Source organism: Chryseobacterium sp. JUb7 (assembly GCF_024806495.1).
Lineage (GTDB): Bacteria > Bacteroidota > Bacteroidia > Flavobacteriales > Weeksellaceae > Chryseobacterium.
On record NZ_JANUFF010000001.1, the window covers coordinates 645,807 to 670,157 of the forward strand.

At 35.4% G+C, this 24,351-nt stretch carries 27 protein-coding genes; 15 read left to right on the forward strand and 12 right to left on the reverse strand.

The window, feature by feature from the left end:
* Window positions 1-34 precede the first annotated feature (34 nt).
* The 3 genes from M2373_RS02995 (at window position 35) to M2373_RS03005 (ending at window position 1,348) form a co-directional block, all read left to right on the forward strand.
* Entirely contained in the window at window positions 35-667 is a 633-nt protein-coding gene (locus M2373_RS02995) for a peroxiredoxin (RefSeq protein WP_259107309.1), read from the forward strand.
* A gap of 127 nt (window positions 668-794) precedes the next feature.
* Window positions 795-1,100: a thioredoxin family protein gene (locus M2373_RS03000; RefSeq protein WP_048510538.1), complete on the forward strand. Its 306-nt coding sequence runs from the start codon at window positions 795-797 to the stop codon at window positions 1,098-1,100.
* Window positions 1,100-1,348, forward strand: a complete 249-nt coding sequence (locus M2373_RS03005; RefSeq protein WP_059136935.1) for a DUF6952 family protein — start codon at window positions 1,100-1,102, stop codon at window positions 1,346-1,348. The genes M2373_RS03000 and M2373_RS03005 overlap by 1 nt, the downstream gene beginning before the upstream one ends.
* Window positions 1,349-1,439: 91 nt before the next feature.
* Here the strand turns inward: M2373_RS03005 and M2373_RS03010 are convergent, their stop codons facing one another.
* From M2373_RS03010 to M2373_RS03020, 3 genes are all read right to left on the reverse strand, one after another.
* Entirely contained in the window at window positions 1,440-2,126 is a 687-nt protein-coding gene (locus M2373_RS03010; RefSeq protein ID WP_259107312.1) for a Bax inhibitor-1 family protein, read from the reverse strand.
* Window positions 2,127-2,196: 70 nt separating this feature from the next.
* Window positions 2,197-2,646, reverse strand: a complete 450-nt coding sequence (locus M2373_RS03015) for a peptidylprolyl isomerase (RefSeq protein WP_259107315.1) — start codon at window positions 2,644-2,646, stop codon at window positions 2,197-2,199.
* A 39-nt stretch (window positions 2,647-2,685) separates the two neighbouring features.
* Window positions 2,686-3,720: an acyl-CoA reductase gene (locus tag M2373_RS03020; protein WP_259107318.1), complete on the reverse strand. Its 1,035-nt coding sequence runs from the start codon at window positions 3,718-3,720 to the stop codon at window positions 2,686-2,688.
* A 59-nt stretch (window positions 3,721-3,779) separates the two neighbouring features.
* Here M2373_RS03020 and M2373_RS03025 point away from each other — a divergent pair, with 59 nt between their 5' ends.
* The 6 genes from M2373_RS03025 (at window position 3,780) to M2373_RS03050 (ending at window position 10,468) form a co-directional block, all read left to right on the forward strand.
* Complete coding sequence (locus M2373_RS03025) at window positions 3,780-4,130, forward strand: 4Fe-4S binding protein (RefSeq protein ID WP_074228974.1); 351 nt, start codon at window positions 3,780-3,782, stop codon at window positions 4,128-4,130.
* 125 nt (window positions 4,131-4,255) lie between these two features.
* Window positions 4,256-5,320: a 3-phosphoserine/phosphohydroxythreonine transaminase gene (serC, locus tag M2373_RS03030; protein WP_259107325.1), complete on the forward strand. Its 1,065-nt coding sequence runs from the start codon at window positions 4,256-4,258 to the stop codon at window positions 5,318-5,320.
* Window positions 5,321-5,443: 123 nt separating this feature from the next.
* Window positions 5,444-6,406 carry a D-2-hydroxyacid dehydrogenase gene (locus tag M2373_RS03035; RefSeq protein ID WP_259107328.1) on the forward strand — a complete coding sequence of 321 codons (963 nt, stop codon included), beginning with the start codon at window positions 5,444-5,446 and terminating at the stop codon, window positions 6,404-6,406.
* 2 nt (window positions 6,407-6,408) lie between these two features.
* The gene (locus M2373_RS03040) at window positions 6,409-7,653 is read left to right on the forward strand and encodes a DUF1015 domain-containing protein (RefSeq protein WP_259107331.1); all 1,245 of its coding nucleotides are present in this window, start codon (window positions 6,409-6,411) and stop codon (window positions 7,651-7,653) included.
* 54 nt (window positions 7,654-7,707) lie between these two features.
* Entirely contained in the window at window positions 7,708-9,111 is a 1,404-nt protein-coding gene (locus tag M2373_RS03045; RefSeq protein ID WP_259107334.1) for a M28 family peptidase, read from the forward strand.
* A gap of 1 nt (window position 9,112) precedes the next feature.
* Entirely contained in the window at window positions 9,113-10,468 is a 1,356-nt protein-coding gene (locus M2373_RS03050; RefSeq protein WP_259107337.1) for a M20/M25/M40 family metallo-hydrolase, read from the forward strand.
* A gap of 19 nt (window positions 10,469-10,487) precedes the next feature.
* Here the strand turns inward: M2373_RS03050 and M2373_RS03055 are convergent, their stop codons facing one another.
* On the reverse strand, window positions 10,488-11,015 hold the full coding sequence (locus M2373_RS03055; protein WP_259107341.1) for a hypothetical protein: 528 nt from the start codon (window positions 11,013-11,015) through the stop codon (window positions 10,488-10,490).
* 610 nt (window positions 11,016-11,625) lie between these two features.
* Here M2373_RS03055 and M2373_RS03060 point away from each other — a divergent pair.
* Window positions 11,626-11,883: a hypothetical protein gene (locus M2373_RS03060; RefSeq protein ID WP_259107344.1), complete on the forward strand. Its 258-nt coding sequence runs from the start codon at window positions 11,626-11,628 to the stop codon at window positions 11,881-11,883.
* Between the two features lie 59 nt (window positions 11,884-11,942).
* Here the strand turns inward: M2373_RS03060 and M2373_RS03065 are convergent, their stop codons facing one another.
* From M2373_RS03065 to M2373_RS03085, 5 genes are all read right to left on the reverse strand, one after another.
* Window positions 11,943-13,109: an aspartyl protease family protein gene (locus M2373_RS03065; protein ID WP_259107345.1), complete on the reverse strand. Its 1,167-nt coding sequence runs from the start codon at window positions 13,107-13,109 to the stop codon at window positions 11,943-11,945.
* Window positions 13,110-13,246: 137 nt separating this feature from the next.
* On the reverse strand, window positions 13,247-13,822 hold the full coding sequence (locus tag M2373_RS03070; protein WP_259107348.1) for a hypothetical protein: 576 nt from the start codon (window positions 13,820-13,822) through the stop codon (window positions 13,247-13,249).
* Window positions 13,823-13,990: 168 nt separating this feature from the next.
* The gene (locus M2373_RS03075) at window positions 13,991-15,028 is read right to left on the reverse strand and encodes a peptidylprolyl isomerase (RefSeq protein WP_259107351.1); all 1,038 of its coding nucleotides are present in this window, start codon (window positions 15,026-15,028) and stop codon (window positions 13,991-13,993) included.
* A gap of 81 nt (window positions 15,029-15,109) precedes the next feature.
* Window positions 15,110-15,622, reverse strand: a complete 513-nt coding sequence (locus tag M2373_RS03080) for an FKBP-type peptidyl-prolyl cis-trans isomerase (RefSeq protein ID WP_259107353.1) — start codon at window positions 15,620-15,622, stop codon at window positions 15,110-15,112.
* 451 nt (window positions 15,623-16,073) lie between these two features.
* Window positions 16,074-17,144: a branched-chain amino acid aminotransferase gene (locus tag M2373_RS03085; RefSeq protein WP_259107355.1), complete on the reverse strand. Its 1,071-nt coding sequence runs from the start codon at window positions 17,142-17,144 to the stop codon at window positions 16,074-16,076.
* Window positions 17,145-17,228: 84 nt separating this feature from the next.
* On the opposite strand from M2373_RS03085, the gene mnmD reads away from it, so the two are divergent.
* The gene (gene mnmD / locus M2373_RS03090) at window positions 17,229-17,903 is read left to right on the forward strand and encodes a tRNA (5-methylaminomethyl-2-thiouridine)(34)-methyltransferase MnmD (RefSeq protein WP_259107357.1); all 675 of its coding nucleotides are present in this window, start codon (window positions 17,229-17,231) and stop codon (window positions 17,901-17,903) included.
* A gap of 147 nt (window positions 17,904-18,050) precedes the next feature.
* Window positions 18,051-18,467 (forward strand): NUDIX domain-containing protein, encoded by a 417-nt coding sequence (locus M2373_RS03095; RefSeq protein WP_259107359.1) that lies wholly within the window; start codon window positions 18,051-18,053, stop codon window positions 18,465-18,467.
* Between the two features lie 38 nt (window positions 18,468-18,505).
* Here M2373_RS03095 and M2373_RS03100 read toward each other — a convergent pair whose 3' ends face one another.
* A complete protein-coding gene (locus tag M2373_RS03100) occupies window positions 18,506-19,210 on the reverse strand; it encodes a DUF4294 domain-containing protein (RefSeq protein WP_259107361.1) in 705 nt (234 codons plus the stop codon).
* A gap of 51 nt (window positions 19,211-19,261) precedes the next feature.
* Here M2373_RS03100 and M2373_RS03105 point away from each other — a divergent pair, with 51 nt between their 5' ends.
* Together M2373_RS03105 and rpe are read left to right on the forward strand one after the other, a co-directional pair.
* Window positions 19,262-20,335: a M42 family peptidase gene (locus M2373_RS03105; protein ID WP_259107363.1), complete on the forward strand. Its 1,074-nt coding sequence runs from the start codon at window positions 19,262-19,264 to the stop codon at window positions 20,333-20,335.
* A gap of 87 nt (window positions 20,336-20,422) precedes the next feature.
* On the forward strand, window positions 20,423-21,073 hold the full coding sequence (gene rpe / locus M2373_RS03110; protein WP_259107365.1) for a ribulose-phosphate 3-epimerase: 651 nt from the start codon (window positions 20,423-20,425) through the stop codon (window positions 21,071-21,073).
* A gap of 208 nt (window positions 21,074-21,281) precedes the next feature.
* On the opposite strand, the gene M2373_RS03115 is transcribed toward rpe, so the two are convergent.
* The gene (locus M2373_RS03115; RefSeq protein WP_259107367.1) at window positions 21,282-21,767 is read right to left on the reverse strand and encodes a DUF1772 domain-containing protein; all 486 of its coding nucleotides are present in this window, start codon (window positions 21,765-21,767) and stop codon (window positions 21,282-21,284) included.
* Between the two features lie 189 nt (window positions 21,768-21,956).
* On the opposite strand from M2373_RS03115, the gene M2373_RS03120 reads away from it, so the two are divergent.
* Window positions 21,957-23,798 carry an alpha-L-fucosidase gene (locus M2373_RS03120; RefSeq protein WP_259107368.1) on the forward strand — a complete coding sequence of 614 codons (1,842 nt, stop codon included), beginning with the start codon at window positions 21,957-21,959 and terminating at the stop codon, window positions 23,796-23,798.
* A gap of 69 nt (window positions 23,799-23,867) precedes the next feature.
* Here M2373_RS03120 and M2373_RS03125 read toward each other — a convergent pair whose 3' ends face one another.
* The gene (locus M2373_RS03125; RefSeq protein ID WP_225686135.1) at window positions 23,868-24,284 is read right to left on the reverse strand and encodes a nucleoside-diphosphate kinase; all 417 of its coding nucleotides are present in this window, start codon (window positions 24,282-24,284) and stop codon (window positions 23,868-23,870) included.
* Window positions 24,285-24,351 lie beyond the last annotated feature (67 nt).

Here is a 24,351-nt window from a genome sequence, read left to right on the forward strand (position 1 = left end):
GCATCAGAAATTTAAATATAAAAACGAGAAAATTATGTCTTTAGTAGGAAAAAAATTCCCAAATGTAACAGTAGACGCAATGTCTGAAATGGGTGACGATTTAAGAATCAACATCTTTGAAGAAGCTACAACAAACCAACAAAAAGTAATTTTATTCTGGTATCCGAAAGACTTCACTTTTGTTTGCCCTACTGAGCTTCACGCTTTCCAGGAGGCTTTAGGTGAGTTCGAAAAAAGAAACACTAAAGTAATCGGTGCTTCTTGTGATACAAACGAAGTACATTTTGCATGGTTGAACGTATCAAAAGATAACGGTGGAATCGAAGGAGTGACTTACCCACTTTTAGCTGATACTCACAGACAATTGGCTAACATCTTAGGGATTGTAGATCAGGATTTCGAATACAACGAAGAAGGAGAAGAAGTTTTCACTGGTTCTAACGTTACTTACAGAGCAACTTACCTTATTGACGAAACCGGAAAAGTGTTCCATGAGTCTGTAAACGATATGCCTCTGGGTAGAAACGTAAAAGAATATTTAAGATTAATCGATGCTTATACGCACGTTCAGAAGCACGGAGAAGTTTGTCCTGCAAACTGGGAAGAAGGAAAAGATGCGATGAAAGCAGACAGAAATTCTACTGCTGAATATTTAGCAAAGAACTAAAATAATGTATTAATTTGAAAATGAGATAATTTGAAAATTAGTCACATGATTATTTAAGAATTATCTCATTTTCTATTTTTATAACATTTTCAAATTAATACAATTTCCAAATTTTCAAATTAAAATTATGTATACAGAATTAACAGAAGATACTCTACAGAACATTGTAAGTGACAATGAAAAAGTTGTCGTTCAGTATGGCGCTACATGGTGTGGGAACTGCAGAATCATGAAGCCTAAATTCAAAAAACTAGCATCAGAAAACGAAAGTATTCCTTTCCTTTATGTAGATGCTGAGAAATTACCGGAGAGCAGAAAGCTAGCTAAAGTCGACAACCTTCCTACTTTTGCCATCTTTAAAAATGGAGAACTGGTAAATCAGGTACAGTCTAATCAGGCAGAAAGTTTAATCAACTTATTTAACGAATTATAATGAAGTTACCCATAATAAGACAGTTTTATCAAAATCAGACTCCCGAGAATCTTGAAAAAACATTAGAAGTTTTAGAAAGTTTCAGCGAGTTCAGAGGAACAAGTGAAGAAGACTTAAATGTTGCCGGAGAGTTAATTACAAATATCTGCGGAGCGCTGGAAGTTCACGCCAACGTACAAAACGGAATGAGTGAGAAGGATGCTTTAAACTCATTCGCTCAAAAGGTTTTAGGATCTATTGATAAATAAAACAAATATTTAAGAAGATATTCTTACAATAAAAAATCCCGATGAAAAGACATCAGGATTTTTTGGGTTTATAAAAATTCTTTAATTCTAATTAGCTTCTTCTGCTCATCAGGATACTTAAAATATACCAGAACAAAAGCATAATTGAAGCAAACAGCTGTAACGAAGCTCCCACATACTGGTTGGTAGCATAAGAATCTTTAAGTTTGCTGGTTTGATATAAAATAGTTGCAGAAGCCAGAATCACCATTCCTACCGAGAACCAAAGCCCAAGATTGAAACCGAAAATCATCCCGGCAACGATGAGTCCGATAGAAATAAATCCACCAATAACGATAATATTTCTTAAAAAAGAAAAATCTCTTTTAGAAGTAAAAGCTACCGCAGAAATTCCTGCAAACATAGCAACCGTTAAAGTTGCCGCCTGAAAGATCACCTGTCCTCCGGAGTAAACCATTGCGATATAAATCAAAGGAAGGAAAATAATTGCTTCAAGCAGAATATAAAATCCAAGCCCGAAATACTGAGTCGATTTGCTTTGTGAAAGCGACCATTTTGTTGCCAAAACTGAAGCCAGCCAAAACACCCCGATGATCAGTAACCAAACATATCTTTGAGCAAACATTGCAGCAATCAGTTCAGCTGGAACTATTCTCAATAAAACAGCTTCAACTCCGATAAACGCAAGAATTGCCAAAGCCACATGTACATACGTTTTTTTGTAAAATTCAGCCTTTTCCACGTCCTTAGCATGGGCGACCAAAACATCTGTCATCATAGTTATTTTTAATTTAAATTATTTTTTTGCAATAAGCTTTAAGTAAACAAAATTACTCATCACCTGTAAATCATTTACTGTATTCCGGTTTTACTCCCAAAATTTTGCCGTCATTTTCAAATATTACGGTAATAATATCCTTTGGAAGATCTGACTTGTCATCGGCATATTTATACTGAATAGCAGGATATGTCTCATTATCCAGTAACTTCTGAAATCCTGATTTATACACTTCTGTTTTCCTATCAAAACTTATCCCCCCGGACAGCTTCTGAATCATATTATCATTAACAATATTTTTCACTTTATCCGAAATCAAAGCATTGATAGCCTGTTTATCTGAAATTTTCAAAGCCGCAACAAATTTAACAAACGATTGGTTGTAAAAATCTATTTTATCTTTATTGAGCTCACCGGTTAATTCAATTTTTTTGCTTTCCGTAACTTTTATAGAGCTCGCATTCTGAGAAAATCCCAGTTGAAAAGCCAAAACAGCCAGTATAAAAAATATTTTTTTCATATTATGAGTAGTGATTGGTTGACGGTAAGATACGAAGAATTATATTACTGATAAAAATTTCATGGTATCTACATTATCTGCGTAAGTATCCAATCCTGGATTCTGAGCTTCTCCAAATGCAACGGAATCAAAGCCAAGCTCTTCTCTTGCAACCACACATTGGATATTTTCTTCATTTTCTGTGATAAAACTTTTCACGTCATCTAAAGAAGAATATCTGCTGAAATTAATTACCGAAAGTGGACTGAAAAGCTTATCATCTTCTATCAGCATAACAAAATTATTATCCCAGAATTTCTCCTGATTTAGAAGATAAACAGCTCTGTTATAGTCATAATTATTAGCATACTTATTATGATTAATCACCTCCTGAAAATCTATAAAACTTTCAAACAATCTGTCGATTACAAAATCATTCGGAATAAACAGTCGCGTTACATTTCTGCAGCCCAATCCAAAATACTGGAAAATATCATTCGCTAAAAGTTTCAGCTCCTCTTCTGTTTCATCACCCTTTAAAACAGCAACTGATGTTCTGTTTTTTCGGATAATATTCAGATGATTTTTAAAATAATACTCCAAATATCTCGCCGTATTATTACTCCCTGTCGCAATAACTGCATCGAAGTTTTCTAATTTTTCCACGAACTCAAATTCAACCTGCCCTTCAGAAAATTCGTTCCATTTTTTCAATAAAAAAGGGATCATATATCGGTCTTTTGAAGATAATTTAATCACCGGAATATGATTGCTCAGCACTACTGAAATTACATCATGAAATCCCACCAGAGGTATGTTTCCGGCAAGAATCAACCCTACTCTTTTTGAGATTTTTGAGATCGAATATTCTTTAATCCAGTTGTTTATATTCTCCTCTGTCAACAAATCCGCCCATTGCTGCAAAGCAAATTTCTGATTTTCAACGGTAAACCACTGATTTTCTATTTTTGACTTTTCTAATAAGAGTTCAAAATCAGCATCATTTTGATTATAATCTTCCGTATTTTTTGCTAAATACCCTTTTATATAATCACTTAGTTTCGTAAGTCCTAAAACTTTATTTTCAATATTCATAATTACTGTAAAATTGGGGAATATTTTGTAATTTTGTGCAAATTTAAAAAAAATTAGCGATGGCTATTAAAATAACTGATGAATGCATTAATTGCGGGGCCTGCGAACCAGAGTGTCCAAATAATGCAATTTATGAAGGAGCAGTAGATTGGAAAGCTTCCGAAGGTACCGAACTTTCAGGTACTGTGACATTACCATCTGGTCTTACAGTGGATGCAGATGCACCCCAAGAGCCTGTAAGTGATGATGTTTACTTTATTGTAACAGATAAATGTACAGAATGTAAAGGCTTCCATGAAGAGCCACAGTGTGCCGCTGTTTGCCCTGTTGACTGCTGTGTTCCGGATGAAGATCATGTAGAATCTGACGAAGCACTGCTTAATAAAAAAGCATTCTTACACGGAGAATAAAAACTGCCGTCTCATTCATTATGAGACGGTTTTTTATATACAATACATCAGAAAATTTAAATAAGAATCTAAAAATGAAGCTGTAACAACTCAAGTTTTTACAGAAAACCAAAAAAATAAATAATATGAGCAAAAAGCACAACTTTAGCGCAGGACCATGTATCTTACCTCAGGAAGTATTCGAAAAATCAGCTCAGGCGATTTTAGATTTCAACGGAATCGGACTTTCTCTTCTTGAGATTTCTCACAGAAGTAAAGATTTTGTAGCGGTAATGGATGAAGCACGCGCGATTGTAAAAAGGCTGATGAACCTTGGGGATGATTATGAAGTTTTATATTTGGGAGGTGGTGCCAGTCTGCAATTTGCAATGGTTCCTTACAATCTAATGAAAGTTGGAGGAAAAGCAGCTTATTTAGATACAGGGACTTGGGCTGCAGGAGCTATTAAAGAAGCTAAAAAAGTAGGAACAACAGATGTTGTAGGCTCTTCAAAAGAAGAAAACTACTCTTTTATTCCTAAAGATTACACCGTAGGTTCAGAATATGATTATTTTCACTGTACATCCAATAATACGATCTACGGAACTCAGATGAAATCTTTCCCTGAAGTGGATACACTGATGGTTTGTGACATGAGCTCTGATATTTTCTCAAGACAGCTTGATTTCTCTAAATTTGACCTTATCTACGCCGGAGCTCAAAAAAATATGGGGCCTGCAGGAGTCACTTTAGTGGTTATTAAAAAAGAAATTTTAGGTAAAACGGGAAGAGAAAACATGTTCTCAATTCTGGATTACTCTCAGCATATTGCTAAAGAATCAATGTACAATACGCCACCGGTTTTCCCTGTTTATGCATCTTTGCTTACTTTACAACATTTGGAAAACAACGGAGGAATTGCTGCTGCTGAAGCGAGAAATGAAGCAAAAGCAAAACTTTTATATGACGAAATAGATAACAATCCGCTGTTTGAAACGTTCTGTGTAAAAGAAGACCGTTCACTGATGAATGTTTCTTTTAAATTAACAGATGAAAGTAAAAAAGAAGCGTTTGACAATGCCTGGAAAGCTGCAGGAATCAGCGGTCTGAATGGTCACAGAAGCTTAGGAGGTTACAGAGCTAGTCTGTACAATGCTTTACCGATTGAGAGTGTGCAGGTTTTGGTAGATGTCATGAAATCCATTAAGTAATTTAATTATTTAAAAATCAATAAATTAAATATTATTGAGTGTTATTTTAAATTTTCTTAATTTGCGCAACTATTTAAATTTTAAAATAAGCCGAACTTTAAATATTTAAATTAAATAAAAACCATGAAAGTTTTAGCTAACGACGGTATTTCGAAAGCAGGAGAACAGGCATTGAAAGATGCAGGAATTGAAGTGCTGAACAACAGAGTGGCACAGGACCATGTAATCAATTTCATCAACGATAATCATGTAGATGTTCTTTTGGTAAGAAGTGCTACGAAAGTAAGGCAGAACCTTATCGATGAGTGCCCGGGTCTGAAGATTATCGGCAGAGGCGGCATAGGAATGGATAATATCGATGTTGAATATGCTATTGAAAAAGGAAAATACGTAATCAATACCCCGACGGCATCGTCCAGATCGGTAGCTGAATTGGTTTTCGGACATTTCTTTTCTTTAGCAAGATTTCTTCACGAATCCAACAGATTGATGCCATTGGAAGGAGAAACTCATTTCAATGCGATGAAAAAATCGTTTAACAATGCGTATGAACTTTCAGGAAAAACACTAGGAGTTATTGGTTTTGGAAGTATTGGTCAGGAAGTAGTAAAAATGGGAATTTCTTTAGGAATGAACGTAAAAGTTTTAACCAGAAAACCCAGAACAGAAGTTTTGACTTTAAGTTTCTTTAACGGACAGTCTGTCAGCTTTGAAATCACTTCTACCAATGATACAGATGCTTTCCTTAAAGATGCCGACTTTATAAGTATCAATACTCCGCAAACGAACGAATATATCATAGACACCCCTCAATTTGAAAAAATGAAAGACGGCGTCTATATTGTAAATACTGCAAGAGGCGGCGTGATCAATGAAGTTTCCCTAATAGACTTTATTGAATCTAAAAAAGTAGCCGGAGCCGCACTTGATGTTTTTGAAAAAGAACCAAATCCGGAAGTTCTTTTGCTGATGAATCCTGCATTATCGCTTTCTCCGCATGTAGGAGGAAATACAGTGGATGCTCAGGAAAAAATCGGAATCGAGCTGGCCGAACAAATAATTAAGATAAAAGAAACTATAGAATAAATATGCCTGTTTTTAAACCTTTCCGTGGAATAAGACCTCATAAAGACTATGAGAGCACTTTCCCTACTCACCCTCTGGATAATTTTACGCAGGAAGAAATAGCGGAAAAAGCTCAAGTGGAAAATACTTACATCAACATGATTAAGCCTTATGTTGTAAGTAAATCTAAAGATATTGACAGAAATCTAAGAAAAATCCGTTCTACTTTTGAAGAACTTCTGGGCGATAACAAACTCGTTCAGGACAATTCTGCCTACTATCTTTATGAGCAAATCTACCCCAATAAACAAATTTTCAGAGGTTTACTTGGTTTAGCAAGTATTGAAGATTTCTGGAGCGGAAAGATCAAAAGGCACGAGAGCACGATTCCTCAGAGAAAAGAAAAGCTGGCACATTATCTTGATAAAGTAAATCTTCAGGCTGAGCCCGTATTATTGACTTATCCTGCGAATTCCAAGATTGAGCTGCTGATGAATCATGAGGAAAAAAATGTTCCGATTTTCAACCATGTAGACACCAAAGGAATCAGACATAAAATCTGGAGAATAGACAACCGTTTAAAACTTCAGCAGTTTAAAGAGGTGATCGATCAGATTGATTCTTTTTATATTGCAGACGGACACCACAGAATCGGGTCAACGGCTCTTCATGCAAAACATCAGAAGGATAAAAATAAGAGACATAACGGAACGGAACATTACAATTTTGTGTACAGTTTTATTGTTTCCAACCAGTCGATTAAAATTCACGATTACAACAGAATTGTGAGTGATCTGAACGGTTTGTCGAAAGAAGAATTCTTAAAGCAGCTGGAAAATTATTTCTTAATTCACGAAAAAGAAGAAACTGCCTACTATCCTTCTCAGAAATTCCACATTTCGATGTATCTGGATGGTAAGTTCTACTCTCTTCACGTGAAGCACGACCTTCGTTCCAAAGAAATGTCTCTTGATAATCTTGATCACCATCTTTTGGATAAATATATTTTTAAAGATATTTTAAAAATTGAAGATCCGGATAGCTCAGATCAGATTTCTTATGTAAAAGGAACCTCAAATCTTGAGGGAATCAATCTTTTAAAAGAAAAAATTGACAATGGAGAAGGTAAAGTAGGATTCGGAATTTATCCTGTAAGTTTTAATGATATGATTAAAATTTCAGACTTAAAATTAAGTATGCCTCCGAAATGTACATTCATTGAGCCTAAATTGGTTACTGCATTGTTAATGTACGATATGAAACCTTAAAAAATTACTATTTTTTCGCTACTTTTATCAGCGGAAAAGAAAGGTCAATAAGAAATGAAAAAAATCTTCATAATAATTCCACTCTTTTTGGGTGGAATTTTGTTTTCTCAAAAAAAACCTGTTAAAAAGCCTGCTAAAAAAGCCACTACCGTTAAATTCACCTACCATGATGAATTTAAAAAAATTTCCGATGAAATATTTACCAACGGAACTGCTTATGATAATCTCGGAGAGCTCACAAAAGGAGTCGGACCTCGTTTCAGCGCTACACCCGGATACACCAAAGCTACGGAATGGGCAGAAAAAAAATTCAAAGACGCAGGTATTGAGATGATCTGGAGACAGGACGTACGAGTTCCGGTTTGGATAAGGGGCAAAGAATCTCTTCAGATTAAAGCAGCTAATGGAGACTGGAAAAATATTAAAATGCTGTCTTTCGGAAATTCTGAGGGTACCGGAGGAAAAGATCTTATCGGCGAAATTGTTTTAATCAATACCACGTCTGAACTTAATGCTCTGTCAATAGGACAGTTAAAAGATAAGATTGTTTTCGTTAATTTACCTATAGACCCTAAAATCATCAACACCGTTGACTCGTATCTGCAGGCTGCCAAATCGAAACTTATTTCTTCTTCTGTCATTGCAAAAACGGGAGCAAAAGCATTAATTATAAGATCCTTAACAACAGCATTAGACGATACACCTCATGCAAAAATGGTGTATTACGAACCTGATGATAAAGTAAAAATCCCTTCCCTAACCATCGGCGTAAGATCGGCTGACGAACTTGAAAAATTACTTAAAAAACAAAAAGTTACAGCAAAGCTGAATATGGCTGCAGAATCAAAAGGAGAAGCCATCAATCATAATATCATTGCAGAAATTCCTGGTAAAAAAGACGCTAAAGTCATTGTTCTGGGAGCTCAGCTGGATTCCTGGGATTTCGCAGAGGGTGCTCACGACGATGGTTCAGGTGTCGTACAGTGCATCGAAGTGCTGAGAACTCTTAAAGCACTTAATTATGACAACAACCATACGATCAGAGTTGTTTTATACGCCAATAGTGAAAATGGCGGACAGGGTCGTGAAATGTATGCTGCCTATGTTAAAAAAAGAGATGAGAAACATGTTTTCGCATTGGGAACCGACTCCGGAGGATATTCCCCGAGAGGATTTTCTTTAGACATGGCTCCCCAAAGAAGGAAACAGATCTTTGAATGGAAAAATTATTTTCTTCCATACGGGGTCTATGACTTTGATCAGACTTATGCTATTCAGGATATTTCGCCGCTGAAAAAGCTGGATATTCCGTTAGCAGAAATGGTAGTTGACACCCAAAGATATTTCGACTATCATCATTCTGTAGAAGATACTTTTGATAAAGTCAATAAAAGAGAATTGCTGCTGGGAGCAGTCGCGATGACACAAATGATTTTCATGATTGATAAAAATTGGTAAAATGAAAAAGATACTGGGAACTTCATTATTACTTCTCAGTCTGGCTGTTTTTGGTCAGGCTAAAGAAGATTCAATACAATTCAGTAAAATATCCGTTGAAATATTAAATAACGGAAAAGGATATACAGAATTAAGAGATTTAACTAAAAATATCGGACACCGTTTAAGCGGATCTGAAGCTTACGAAAAATCGGTAAAATGGGCTGAGCAGAAACTTCGCGATGCCGGTGCAGATAAGGTATGGCTTCAGGAGGTGATGATCCCTGTCTGGGAAAGAGGTAAAGAATCTTTGCAGATCCAAACCTCCAACGGAAAATGGAAAAGCTTAAAAATGCTTTCTTTGGGAAACTCTGAGGGAACCCGTGGTAAAGATGTTTCCGGAGAAATCATTATGGTGAAATCGATGGAAGAATATGAAAAACTTTCACCCGAACAGGTAAAAGGGAAAATAGTATTCTTCAACTACCCTTTCAGCCAGTCTTTTGTAGAAACATTCAGAGGATATGGTGATGCCGCAAAATACAGAGTGAATGCAGCTTCATTAACAGCTAAAAAAGGCGGTAAATTTGCCATCATCCGCTCACTTTCTTCTGCTTTTGATGATGTTCCCCACACCGGAGCCATGCGCTATGAAAACGAAAATAAAATCCCGGCTGTTGCCATTGGAAATACAACTGCGGATGAGCTGGAAAAGCTTTTAAAATCTCAAAAAGTTACAGCAAAACTAAATTCCAACTGCGGAATGAAAGGCGAAAAAATTTCCCACTCTGTTATTGGTGAGATCACCGGTAAAAAAGATAAAAGCGTTATCGTAGTCGGTGGACATCTGGACTCTTGGGACGTGGGCGAAGGTGCTCATGATGACGGTGCCGGAATTGTTCAGAGCATCGAAGTTTTAAGAACATTTAAGAAGTTGGGAATTCAGAATAATCATACTATAAGAGTGGTTTGTTTTGCAAATGAAGAAAATGGCGTAAAAGGCGGCATTCAATATGGAAAAATAGCTAAAGACAATAATGAAAAACATCTTTTTGCTTTAGAATCCGATGCCGGAGGTTTTACCCCGAGAGGAATTTCTTTGGAAATGGATAATGAAAAACGAAATCAGATCAAAGGCTGGGCAAACCTGTTTTCGCCCTATGGAGTTTATAATTTTGAAGGAACCTATTCCGGAACGGACATTTATCCTCTTCATGATATGGGTGTTCCTACGGCTGAGCTTGTTCCCGACTCTCAACGGTATTTTGATATTCACCACACGGAAGAAGATACCTTTGAAAAGGTGAATCGCAGAGAATTATTACTCGGAGCTGTAGCCATGACCCAGATTATTTATATGATTGATAAAAACTGGTAAAATATATTGAATACCGTCCTTATGGGCGGTATTTTTTTTGAACCTCTTTTCTAACATTCCTTATTTTGAAATCAAATATAAAAGATTTCCAGAGGTGAATAAAACCTCCGTGATGCCAATTAATATCAAACTTATTCTCATTATCTTTATAATATCCGGGGAGCACGATTTTAGAATGAAACAATGGCGAAACATCTTTTATCTTATCATAATAATCAATACCAAGATTCGATTTTCTGACATATTCCAGTTCTATAATAGTTACCTCTTTTCTGGCATGAAAGACATACAGCGTAACATCATAGAGATCTGTAAATTCTTGGTGAAGAAAATCAATAATATCCGCTAAATCCTGTGGTACTTTTCTATTATTGTTTTTATTTTTAAGTTTTCGTAATTCGTGAAAATTTAAACCTTCACCATCCTGAAAGTCAGAAAGTATAAATTTAAAATTTGATGAAACTTTGTTAACACAGAATTTATCGGCTAGTTTCAATAAATCCGATAATGACTGGCTGATTATTGTTTCTAAAGCACTTTTCTGCATTTGATCGAGTTTTTATTAGTCTTGATAAAAATTAATATCTTAATTCTCTCTCAAAGATATTTTTTTTCAGAATACTAATTTCAGGCTAATATTTTCTATTTCAAAATATCTTGAATAGTCCTGTATCAGATGGCTAAGCTCTATCTGGCACATTTAATAAAATCAAACAGTATTTATTTTTTCATTGAATTATTCCGTCAAAAAAACAATTATTAAAACGTAAGTATTTAATAATTAAACACAAAAACGAAACGTTTGGCATAAAATTAGCTACATAAATTCTCAAACACATACACTAGATGAAAAAAACTCTAATTGGATCTGTAAAGACTCCATAATGCTGAATACGACTTATTGTCAAATCTTTGAAGATTTCAGCAATTCAAACAATTAGATAAATCATATTGATTGGGATTTTTATTAAATGCTCCATACCATTTAATACAAATTCTTTACAATACATCGTGAACCTTAGCCAGCGTAAAAGATCATTCTTTTTGCCATGATGTACTGCAATCATTTGTATAGGAAAAACTGGTGTTTTTCCACAGTTGTTCTCTAATCGGGAACAAATAATAAGAAGTACAACAACCTTAAAAAGAGATTAATTATGAAGAAGAATGTAATGGGATTAATGTTTAAGAATCGTGAAGATTCTATGAAGATGCGTGTTTTGAGTATTATGTTACTCGTTGGATTTGCGCTGTTTTCAGCGTTGGTATCTCTGTCAAAAATCAGTTTCAGTAATTTGATGATATATTCGATCGCCTTTGTAGCGTATGTAGGTTTCAGTCTGGTATTTATCAGCTCTTTAACCGGAAACAGCTATCACACGGAGATCAAAAAAAGAGCAAGCAGACACTCATAACTTGACATTTAAATTTTACTAAAAGTCGAGCCTCAACTTCGTTGAGGCTCGACTTTATATTATGAGTTCAGATATTCTTTTTTATTCAGTTTCACATCCAGGATTTTTCCGTCTCTTTTTATCTTGACATCTATAGTATTCTGATCTTTTTCCACCCGGTTGATAAAATAATGGCAGGCAGAATCTTTATCCAGATGATCGAGATCCACATTATTAATACTGATAATAGAATCTCCTATTTTAAGCGGAAAATTCTCCTCCTGAAATACAAAAGCGACCACAGGCCTGGCATCTACAAAACGATATCCGAATCCGAAAGATTCCAGCTTGGGAGTTTCCTTTTTACTATTTTTCATGTAAACCCTGTTATTCGTCCAGTCGAGAACAAAAACAAAATTCTTAAAGAAATCATTACCGATAAGATTTGAGCTTCCGGTGGTCACCAGTTCATCGACAAAACTATTATTTCCTAACTCCATGATGTCTGTTCTGAACACAAATCCCTGCACAGGCTTTCCGGCTCCAAAAGCTCCTACCGAACTCGACCCGAAGGTTTCTACGACCTGTTTTACTTTCTTAGAATCATAATAGCTGTCAGCGATTTTCAGCCTTCCCGAAAATCCGGTATCAAAAGTAAACTCTATCTTCTTATCCAGCATTTTAGCCAGTACAATCGGTGTTTTCTGAGGCTTAGCTTCGAAATTAATCACCGTTTCATAACCTTCAAGATTAAACTGTGACAGATCTTTTGTTGCTTCCAGTATATTTTCAGTATAATTAATTCTCCAAAACAGCTTAGCCATCTGATTGGCCCCCAAAATTCCGTCTACTTTGAAGCAGCCTAATTCAGAAACCGTAAAATCCATTACTACTACTCCAATGTTTTTAAAAATGACCTGATCAACTATCATTTCCGGAAGTTCTGTAAAAATCTGAGACTGCTTATTTTTCTGCGAATCTTTAATTTTGCTTTTATGCTTTTTCTCCAATCCCAACTCGGTATACACTGCATTGGAAATCACCGTTGGTGCTCCTGTATCAAACAAAAAGTTATAAGATTTACCATTGATATTCACCTTTACAAAAGGCAGATCATTTTCAAACCTTAAATTGATTTTTTCCACTTTATTTTTAAGCTGTACTTCTCCGGTTTCAAAGAACTTTTTGCCCTGAGCAGAAATTGAAAGCGTTGAAAATACAAAAAGGGTGTAAAGGATTTTTTTCATTAGCTTATTTTACACGAAAATAAGGTTTTTCTAAATAGTTTTAATTTAGTAAATAAAAAATATGGAATGTATATTTTCAACAGTTAAACAACAAAAGCCATCCTCCCGGACAGCTTTCAGATATTTCAAATGATCTTCTAAAATTTATTAAGAATTTTCTGTGGTAAAACTTTCACCAGTTGTTTTTTATACCCTTCTTCCAGAATGACAAATTTCCAGTACTTCCGGTCTTTAGAAACAGCACAGGCTTTCATACCGGCATTAATAAGATAAGAACTTTCGTTGGCTAAATATTTCACATTATTCTTACCATATTTAGAAATTAAAAGAGAGCTGACCTTTTTTTTCATGTCTTCATTCATCGAGCTTACATTGCATTTGAGCCTAAAAGAATAATCAACAATAGAAAAGTATTCAGTATTAATTTTTTCAGCTTTTCCAATCGTTCCAAACTTCAGATCCTGAACATCAATCTTCATGAATGGGTTGTTGTAGGTCATCGTCAAAATCCTATTCATCTGATCTTTTGAAACCACCGTAAAGAATTTTGGGTAGATACAGCTTATAGCCTGATCTATATTTTTATTTTTGATACTGTTAGCGAAATAGGTGAGATTTTTTTTAACCGCTGCATCGTCGATATTAATATTGGTCTGAGCAAAAGACAACGCAGAAAATATCAGAAATAAAAATGTAAATAATTTGGTTTTCATAATTTGATCTAGATTAAACTTCCCGGTATAATTTTTCAAAATCTACCATAAGTGGTGCTTTATTTTCAATAGATATGTCGTAAGATTCAGTAAAATCGTTACATCAAACACTTCGCTCAACAAAAAAGCCATCCTTTCGGACGGCTTTAAAATTTTATAGAAATTCGATTACTGTACTTTTACAAGCTCAACATCGAATATCAACCATGCATTTGGCGGAATAACTCCTCCTGCTCCTCTCTCTCCGTAAGCCATTGCCGGCGGGATCAATAAAGTAGCAGTCTCTCCTTCTTTCAATAAAATGATTCCTTCATCCCAACCTTTGATTACTCTACCCATTCCGATTGGAATTTCGATTGGCTCATTTCTGTCGAATGAAGAATCAAACTTAGTTCCGTCTACCAGCTTACCTGCATAGTGTACAGATACGTTATCACCAGCTTTAGGAGCTTTTCCTTCTGTTGTTTTTGTGATTTTATAGTAAAGACCTGATTCAGTTTTCTGCATTCCTGCTTTCAAATCTTCAACCATTTTCTCTTGGTTTGCTTTGAACTCCTCTTCTTTTTTCTTTTTATCAGCTTCTTCTTTAGCAATGAATGCTTTGTTGCTTTCTGCGATTTTAGCTTTTCCTTCCGTGAAAGTTTTAGTAGGATCGTAGTTTTTATACTCATCACCTTTGCTGAAAATAGAAACTTTCTCTAAAACAATATCCGTTTTAGGTTTGTCCTGAGCTCCTTTTTCTACATTAGCAATCGCATCAATGACATCATCTCCTTTTACAACTTTCCCGAAGATCGTGTGTCTCCCGTCCAACCAAGGAGTAGCCACTTCCGTGATAAAAAACTGAGAACCGTTGGTATTAGGTCCTGAGTTTGCCATAGAAAGGATTCCTTTTCCTGTATGGTGAAGGTCGTTTCTTTCGTCTTCGAATTTATAACCAGGATCTCCTGCACCCGTTCCTTTAGGATCTCCTCCCTGAATCATGAAATCTTTAATGACTCTGTGGAAGATTGTTCCGTCATAAAAAGGTACTCCTTTCGCTTTAGCTTTGTTATCTATTTTTCCTTCTGCAAGACCAATAAAATTAGCCACAGTTACCGGCGCTTTTTTATCTTCGAACTTTACGATTAAATTTCCTTTAGTCGTTTGAAGATTAGCATAAAGTCCATCATTAAGACCTTCGTAAGTTTCTTTGTCTACGTTCATTTTTTTATAAATTGGTGTACAACTCATCAGCGAGATACTAGCCGCTGCCAGAATTATATTCTTGTTAAACAATTTCATTTATTATAAAGCTTTTAATTTTATGATTAAAGGGATGTCGTTATCAATTTTCTTCTCATCGCCATAAGTTCCGTAAGCCAGAGAAGATGGAACTAAAAGTGTAACTTCCTCACCATCATGTATAAAACGTAAAGCATTTTCTACAGCTTTTAATTCATCAAAGTGTCCAAATTTGGCGTCTCTTCTTTCAAAAGGCTGATCATAGATTTTGGTCTGATCAAAATCATAGAGTTCGTAAGAATAAGAAATCAGTGTATTGTCCTGTCTTCTTTCTCTCCTGTCGAAACCTTCAGTATTCACCCAATAATTAAGCTGTGTGGGACAAAATTTCACAGCCTGCCCATTGATCCAGTCCTGAATATGATTTCTTTCCTGAGAGTTAAGATTTTTCATCCGCTCTCGGGAAACATTAAGGTCACTCTGACTCAAAACACCGCCTACAGGAGGGTGTGCCTGCTGCGTATTTCTGTTACAGCTCAATAAGCCAAGTACTGATATGAAGAGTATTTTTTTCATAAACTTTTGCGAAAATACACATTTCGGGAATCAATTACAAAACTTGAGGGACTTATTGAATTAAAAGTTTTAACATTTTCGCTGTCATCCTTAGCGCAAAGTCGTCAAGGAATAATTACAGCTCTCCATTCTGATAATACGATTATCCATTAAATAATTAAGCTCCACCCTAGATTTTATTTTAAATATGGGTTGAAGGTTTTATCTTCAATAAAAAGCTGAGATTGGTTCTTTATGTGTCAGGCTGAGGCTCTCGAAGCCTTCTTCAATTAAAAAATCCTTCGACTGCTTCGCGCTCAGGATGACACCGTGAAAATTTACGCATAAATTACATCGGTTATAATAGAAACTTAATTTCTTCAGAATTCGCTGTGGCAAAAACGAATACGGTATATTTTAAAAACAAAAAACCGGGAAAATTCCCGGCTTGATATTATTTAACGTTTAAAATTTAAACTGTTTCCAATACATGATCCACCAATACTCTCCATCCGAAAGCATCTTCAGTATGGTTAGTCTGTAAACCGACTAAATCACTTTTAAGAAGTACAGCATAGCTCTCTTCATCAGAAAGTTTAGGCAATTCCAATTTTTCATTGTTATATCCTAATGCCTGGAAAACGGTAGTTACTACTGCAGTTCCTACACCCCAAACTTCTTTCAGAGTTCCGTTTTTCTGAGCTTCCACCACTGTTTTTACAGGAATCGGCTCTACTTTCACTTCAATTCCTCTTTTCTTAGCCAATTGAATAAAGCTGTCTCTTGTTACTCCGTCAAGAATTTTTTCAGAAGTAGGTGGCGTATAGATTGTATCGTTTATTCTAACAAAAACATTCATTGTTCCACTTTCTTCGAAATATTCGTGAGTAGCATCATCAGTCCAGATAATCTGATCATATCCTTCTTCAATCGCCAGCTGAGTCGGGTAGAAAGAAGCTGCGTAGTTTCCTGCCGCTTTAGCCGAACCTACTCCACCATTTGCCGCTCTTGAATAATGATCAGAAATTTTCACAGAAACCGGCTCTGTATAATAGCTTTTTGCCGGTGTTGCTACGATAGCAAACATATATTTTTCTGAAACTCTTGCTTTCAACGCTTCTTCTGTAGCGAAAATAAGAGGTCTGATATATAAAGACATTCCTTCTCCCTGAGGGATCCATTCTCTGTCTAAATCAACTAAAGCTTTCAATCCGTCAAGGAACATTTCTTCAGTTACTTCAGGCATTGCAAGACGCTTCGCTGATTTATTGATACGTTCAAAATTCTTTTCAGGCCTGAAAAGGAAAACTTGCCCGTCTTTGTCTTTATAGGCTTTCATACCTTCAAAACAAGCTTGTCCATAGTTTACGCCCATCATCGCAGGTGTAAAAGGTATCGGACCATAAGGAACTAATTTTACATCACCCCACTTCCCATTCTCATACTCACATATCACCATATGATCGATAAAAGTATTTCCGAATGAAAAATTGTTTGGGTCGAATGTAGAAATTCTGGAGTTTTCAGTTTTTTGAATTATCATTTCTAAAATTTTTTATGATGTTCTACAAATTTAACATAATTTTCTAAATATAAAAATTTTAGAGTAAATTTGTAAAAAAATAGCATGAAAAGAGAAATTAAGACTACAAATGACGGAAGCAAAACACTGTTTATCAATGATTTAAATGAAAACTATCATTCTCATCACGGAGCCCTTCAGGAAGCAGAACATGTGTTTATCAAAAATGGACTTAATTTAATAAATGATTGCGAAATTAATATTTTAGAACTCGGTTTTGGAACAGGTTTGAATGTTTTGGTGACAATTAATGAATATTTAAAAACTGACAAAAATCATGTCATCAACTATTTTTCCCTGGAAAAATATCCGATAAATGAATCTGAAATGAACGATTTGGCATATTTTGAGCATTTTGATAACCCGGAATTCAAAAATATTTATCAAAAAATTCATCTGGCAGACTGGGAAAAGCCAGTTGAAATCATTAGTGGTTTCAACTTAAAAAAGATAGAATGTGACTTTTTTGATCTGAAAAACATAGAATTACCTAAAATAAACCTTGTCTATTATGACTGCTTTGGAGCGAGAGTGCAACCCGATCTTTGGGAAAAACCTCTATTCGAATTGGTTTCCGACAAAATGGCAGTTAATGGATTATTAACGACCTATTCGTCAAAGGGCAGCGTAAGAAGAATTCTTCAGGAGCTTAATTTTAAAGTAGAAAAAAAACAGGGCCCTCCCGGAAAGAGAGAGATGATTAATGCCGTGAAGCTTTAAAAGTTATGAATTACAAGTTATAAGTTCTGAGTTTTTAGAATATGAAAATTTATAGAAATCATAGTTAACCTATCACTCATAATTTATAACTCGTAACTTAAAACTATCATCATTTTTTTCTAAATTAGCTATACAAAATATTATACAATGATTGATAAGATAAACATCAGAGTTTATGCTTGTGCAGTAAAAGACAAAAAAGTTTTAACATTATTTGAAGAGTACGCCGGAGAACCTTTAATGAAGTTTCCGGGAGGCGGATTGGAATTCGGCGAAGGAGTGACAGACTGCTTACATCGTGAATTTGATGAAGAACTGAATGTAAAAGTAGATATCGTAGAACATTTATATACTCAGGAAAACTTCCTGGTTTCAAGATTCAGAGAAAACGAACAACTGCTTACCATATATTATATAGTAAACATTGTAAATGAAGGTGATTTTTTAATCCTTGATCCCTGTATTGAAAAAACAGAATGGATTGAAATCGACAGACCCGACAATCCTTTTCCTTTACCTGTAGACAAAGTCGTATTTGATATACTAAAAGAAAAATTCCTGTAAGCTCTTACAGGAATTTTTTTTATCATTAAGTATTTAATTTATTTCATAACCTTGAATTGGTTGGCTCCCGGATAAGGTACCAGGTATCCCGAATTCCAGTTGGACTGTAAAAGAGATTCCAAAAACTCGTCAGTACGGTTTTTATGCGGATCATATTTGTCTTTTAAGTCTATATCAGCCATTTTACCTTTTACATTCCACCAAAATGCACTCCATCCTCCTCTCAATTCTCTGATGATTTCATAAACATTTTTCCCGGTAGCCCTATTCATCAGTTTTGCAAAAACCTGACCTTCCGTTGTGGTAAGATCCCTCAGTTGCTTTTCGTATTGGTCGGCAAGCATATTCTGACGGTCTTTGATAAATTTCCTTTTCGCCTTACTGTCCATATCCGTCATATCTTTCTGGATATCCCTGTATTGCTGAAGAGCTGTTACAAACAAGGGATAGACTCTGTATAGTTTTTTATTAAGGAAATAATAATAATTTTTATCTAATTGATTATTAAAACGAGGTTTATTGATCAGAACCAACTCGTCCAGCACCATGACAGGCTCTCCATTGATTTCATAAACCCTCATTTTCTGCCTTTCGTCGTAGTAATATTTATTACCATATTCATCTACCTTCAACAGCTCTGGAGGATACTGGCTTAAGGGTTTTACAATAACAGAGTCTTTCTGTCCGAAAACACTGACACCAAAAAAGAAGATGAAAAGACAAATAATCTTGCTAAAATTCATTATTTTTACGCGTATTAGAACAAAAATTAAACGCAAAAATCATTCCTTTTTATGAAATTTGAAAAGAAATCTTTAAAATTTTTAGAAAAATATTTAAATACTTCATCACCAACAGGTTACGAACACAGAGGGCAGGAAGTATGGATGGATTACATCAGACCGTATGTTGATAAAATTGAAGTGGATCATTATGGAACTTGCTATGGTATAATTAATCCCGATGCCGAATTTAAAGTAGTCATTGAAGCTCATGCTGATGAAATTTCGTGGTACGTAAATTACATTACAGATGAAGGATTGATCTACGTAATCAGAAACGGAGGCTCAGATCAGAGTATTGCTCCTTCCAAAGTTGTTCATATTCACGGAGAAAAAGGAATTGTAAAAGGAGTTTTCGGATGGCCGGCTATTCACACAAGAACCAATCAGAATGAGCCTGTTCCGAAAATTGAAAATATCTTCATCGACTGTGGGGCAACCTCAAAAAAAGAGGTTGAAGAACTGGGAATTTATGTCGGCTGTATGATCACTTATCCTGATGAGTTTTTTGAAATGAATGACCGCTATTTTGTCTGCCGCGCATTAGACAACAGAATCGGAGGTTTCATGATTGCGGAAGTAGCAAGATTAATAAAAGAAAACAAAAAGACACTTCCATTCGGATTATACATTACCAATTCCGTTCAGGAAGAAGTTGGATTGTATGGCGCAGACATGATCGCAGATACAATCAAACCCAATATTGCCATCGTTACCGATGTTACCCATGATACGACCACTCCAATGATTGAAAAGAAAAAAGAAGGTGATCAAAAATGTGGTGACGGACCCGTAGTTTTCTTTGCTCCGAGTGTTCACCATACAATCCGGGAATTAATCATTGATACAGCAAAAAATAAAAAAATTCCATTCCAAAGAGCTGCAGCAAGCAGAGCTACAGGAACGGATACTGATGCATTTGCCCACTCCAACGGCGGAGTCCCAAGTGCATTAATTTCCTTACCTTTGCGTTACATGCATACAACGGTGGAAATGGTGTCTAAAGAAGATGTCGGAAATGTTATTAAACTGATCTATGAAACACTTCTGAAGATCACACCTGAAATGAAACTGAAGTATCATTAAGAAAAGAAGTTAGAAATTAGATCTTAGAAGTTAGTTTTATTCTAACCTCTAATTTCTAACTTCTAAAATCTAAATATTTAAGTAAAAATGAAAACGAAGCTTATTGCTCCTTCCCTTTTATCTGCAGACTTTGGGAATCTGCAAAGAGACATTGAAATGCTGAACAACTCTCAGGCCGACTGGTTCCACGTTGATGTGATGGATGGCAGATTTGTTCCAAATATTTCATTTGGTTTTCCAGTCATGAAAACTGTTCAGCAACATGCCAAAAAATTTGTAGATGTTCATTTAATGATTGTTGAACCGGAAAAGTATGTTGAAGAATTCATCGACCATGGCGCTGATCTGGTTTCTGTTCATTATGAGGCTTGTACTCATCTTCACAGAACGATTCACCTTATTCAGAGCAAAGGAGCGAAAGCCGGGGTTGTTTTAAATCCTTCCACTCCTGTTTTAATGTTGGAAGATATTATTGCTGATGTAGATTTAGTATTATTAATGAGTGTAAACCCTGGATTTGGAGGTCAGAAATTCATTGAAAATACCTACAAAAAAATCGCTGAGACAAAAGACCTGATCTTGAATAATAACTCCACAGCTCTTATACAGGTAGATGGCGGTGTTAATCTTGACAATGCCGGAAAATTATTTGAAGCAGGTGCGGACGTCTTGGTTGCCGGAAATGCTGTTTTTTCATCAGAAAGCCCTGAAAGAACTATTGAGCTTTTGAAAATTTAATTTTCTTGAAAATTATAATATAAAAAAGGCAGCTTTTCAGCTGCCTTTTCTCGCTCAATATGAGTTATGATGGTTGTTAGTTTTTATAATGTTGGTATACTTTTTGTCTGTTTTTCTTGATGTAAAGGTCAATAAAATATTCTTACAAAGCATCCGTATTTATACGGAATTTTCATTAAGTGTTTATACTTAACGAAAATTTTACAGTTTATTCCAACTTATTCCAAACGCAGGCGCAAACGACTAAAACAATGCTTATTACAGAAAACAAAGTTCTGATATTATTCAAAAAATTCCATCTGCTTTCAAAAGTCTCCCGCATTATTTTTATCTGTTCACTTGTTGAATTGAGAATATCAAACTGATCCAACTGCTCATTTAAAGGAACATTTCCGATAACCGTAACCCCAAAAACTCCCACGAGATAAGCAATCGCAGCTAAGAATATAAATAGAAAAACAGGATGATGCCCCCGATACAGAAAAGTCGTGACAGGAAGGAGAAAGGTCGTCCCCATAAAACTTATGAAGAATACAGGGTTCAAAATTTCCCGGTTAATAGACTGCATGGATTTCAGGTATTCTGCATCGGACAATTTACCCAATCCCAAAACTACAGAACAGGAATACGCATAGAAAAGACCACCTATCAAAGCAGTCAGAGTTGCCGTAATGATTAATAGTATAGTCATCATTTTCATATATTTTTATTTTGGTGATTTCAATTTCGTGGTTATAAAAATAATACATTAAAACATAAGTTTTAGATAAAAAAATCCTTTTCAAAATTGATATATAAATGATTATCAGAATTTAAAAGAATAGTCAAATTTAATCATGGATTTATAAGAGTCTTTCCTTATTTTAGTGATCAAATCGGTCAAATGAAAAGTAAATTTATCAGTATATTCTTATTAAGTGTCCTGTTAGGAAACGGAAAGCTTACCGCTCAGCATCAATCCCCAGATACAAAAAAAATGGAATGGTTTCAGGATGCTAAACTTGGGATTTTTATTCATTGGGGAATTTACTCTGTAGACGGAATTTCAGAGTCCTGGTCATTTTTCAATAATTATATTAATCATGAAAATTATCTTAAACAGCTTAACGGTTTTTCAGCATCACAGTATAAACCCGCCGAATGGGTCAGTATGATTAAAAATTCAGGAGCAAAATATTCTGTCATTACCACAAGACACCATGATGGAATTTCTCTTTGGAACTCTAAAGCGGACAAAGCGATTACCACTTCAAAAGACGCTCTTGCAAAAGCTGATGTTCTGACCCCTTTTGTAACGGAGCTCCGAAAATCAGGATTAAAAACAGGTCTTTATTACTCTCTTCCGGATTGGAGTCATCCTTATTATGACGTCAATACAAGAACAAAAAAAAGATATGAAATTAATGATGATCCTAAACGATGGGATCGTTATATTACGTACTATCAAACTCAACTCAATGAGCTTTCAGCCCAATACAAGCCTGACCTACTATGGTTTGACGGGGATTGGGAGCATACTTCCGACGAATGGAAAGCCCCGGAAACACTTGAAAAATTAAGAAAATACAATTCAAATATTATTATTAATTCAAGGCTGAACACTCATGGAGATTACGAAACTCCCGAGCAGGGAATTCCTGTTGTCAGTCCACAAAGTGAATATTGGGAGCTCTGCTACACCATGAACGATTCCTGGGGATATCAGCCTTTTGACCAACACTACAAGACTCCAAATATGATTGTCAGAACCCTTGCAGATGTTATCAGTATGGGCGGAAATCTACTTTTGGATATCGGACCCAAATCTGATGGCACCATTCCGGAAAAGCAAATTGAAATTCTTAAAAACCTTGGAAGATGGACATCAAAAAATGCAGATGCAGTTTATGGAACACGCCGTGGGCTGCCGTTTGAGAACTACAAAGGAAAATCTGCCATTTCAAAAGACGGCAAGAAACTATTTCTCTATCTTGAAGAAGCTAAGAATTTCACGGAAATTTATGGTTTGATTTCCAATCCTGTCAGCGCAAAAATTATAGGTGATCCGAATGGGAAAGTACAAATTCATCAGAAAAACAAAATATTGCATCTGGATTTTTCAAATACCAATTTTGATCAGGATGTAACTGTCGTTGAGCTTAGTTTTAATGAAAAAATAAAATTCAATCAGAATATTCAAAAAGATGTACTGGCTTTATCGGAAATTTTAAATGTCAAAGACTCTAAATCTGCCGTTTACCAAATCTCAGAACAGCTTCATGAGGGAAGCACTATTTTCAATAATTCAGGATTAACAAACGATGGCTTGGATATGAAAATTCAAAAATCAAATAAAACCAATCCCGAAACTTTACGCTGGATAAGCAAACATACCGAAGCTCTTTTTGAAACAGGCAAAGGACTTCCCGATGGTCACTATTCCGGAAATTCTGTTCTTTCTAAAGATAAGCAGACTTTATATCTTTTTGTAGAAGGGATACCCACCGGACCAATTGCTTTAAAAGGGATCAAAAATAATATTTCAAGAATCCGGATCGTTGGGGAAGGTTCGATGATTTCCCACTCCATTTACAACAAATTATACTGGAGCGACAGGCCGGGAATTATTTATATCGACGTTCCTAAAGAACGATTAGATAAAAACATGACCGTCATTGCTGTCCTTCTCGACAAACCTATTGAATTGTACCGGGAAAAAGTGGGCGCTATTGAAAGTAATTTATAAGTAAACCTTACAGAAAGCAAAAATCCAGAGAAAAATTCTCTGGATTCTTTATTTTTAAGAAATTTATTCTTAGAAAATTTCTCTTCCTGAAAAATGGAATTGAGCTTCGATAAGAGCATTCTCATCAGAATCAGAACCGTGAACAGCATTTTCTCCGATGCTTCTTGCAAACATCTTTCTGATCGTTCCTTCAGCAGCTTCAGCCGGGTTTGTAGCTCCGATTAAAGTTCTGAAATCTTCAACTGCATTGTCTTTTTCCAAAACTGCAGCCACGATTGGGCCAGAGCTCATGAATTCTACCAATTCTCCGTAGAAAGGTCTTTCTGCGTGTACTTCATAGAATTTTTTAGCATCAGCTACTGTCAGCTGAGTTAATTTTAAAGCTTTAATTTTAAAACCTCCTTCTGAAATTTTACCTAATATAGCACCGATATGTCCGTCAGCAACAGCATCAGGCTTAATCATAGTGAATGTAATGTTAGACATAAACGTATATTTTTTTAATGCCGCAAAATTAAGAAAAAAAATTGTGATTTCAATTTTAAAGTTTTTT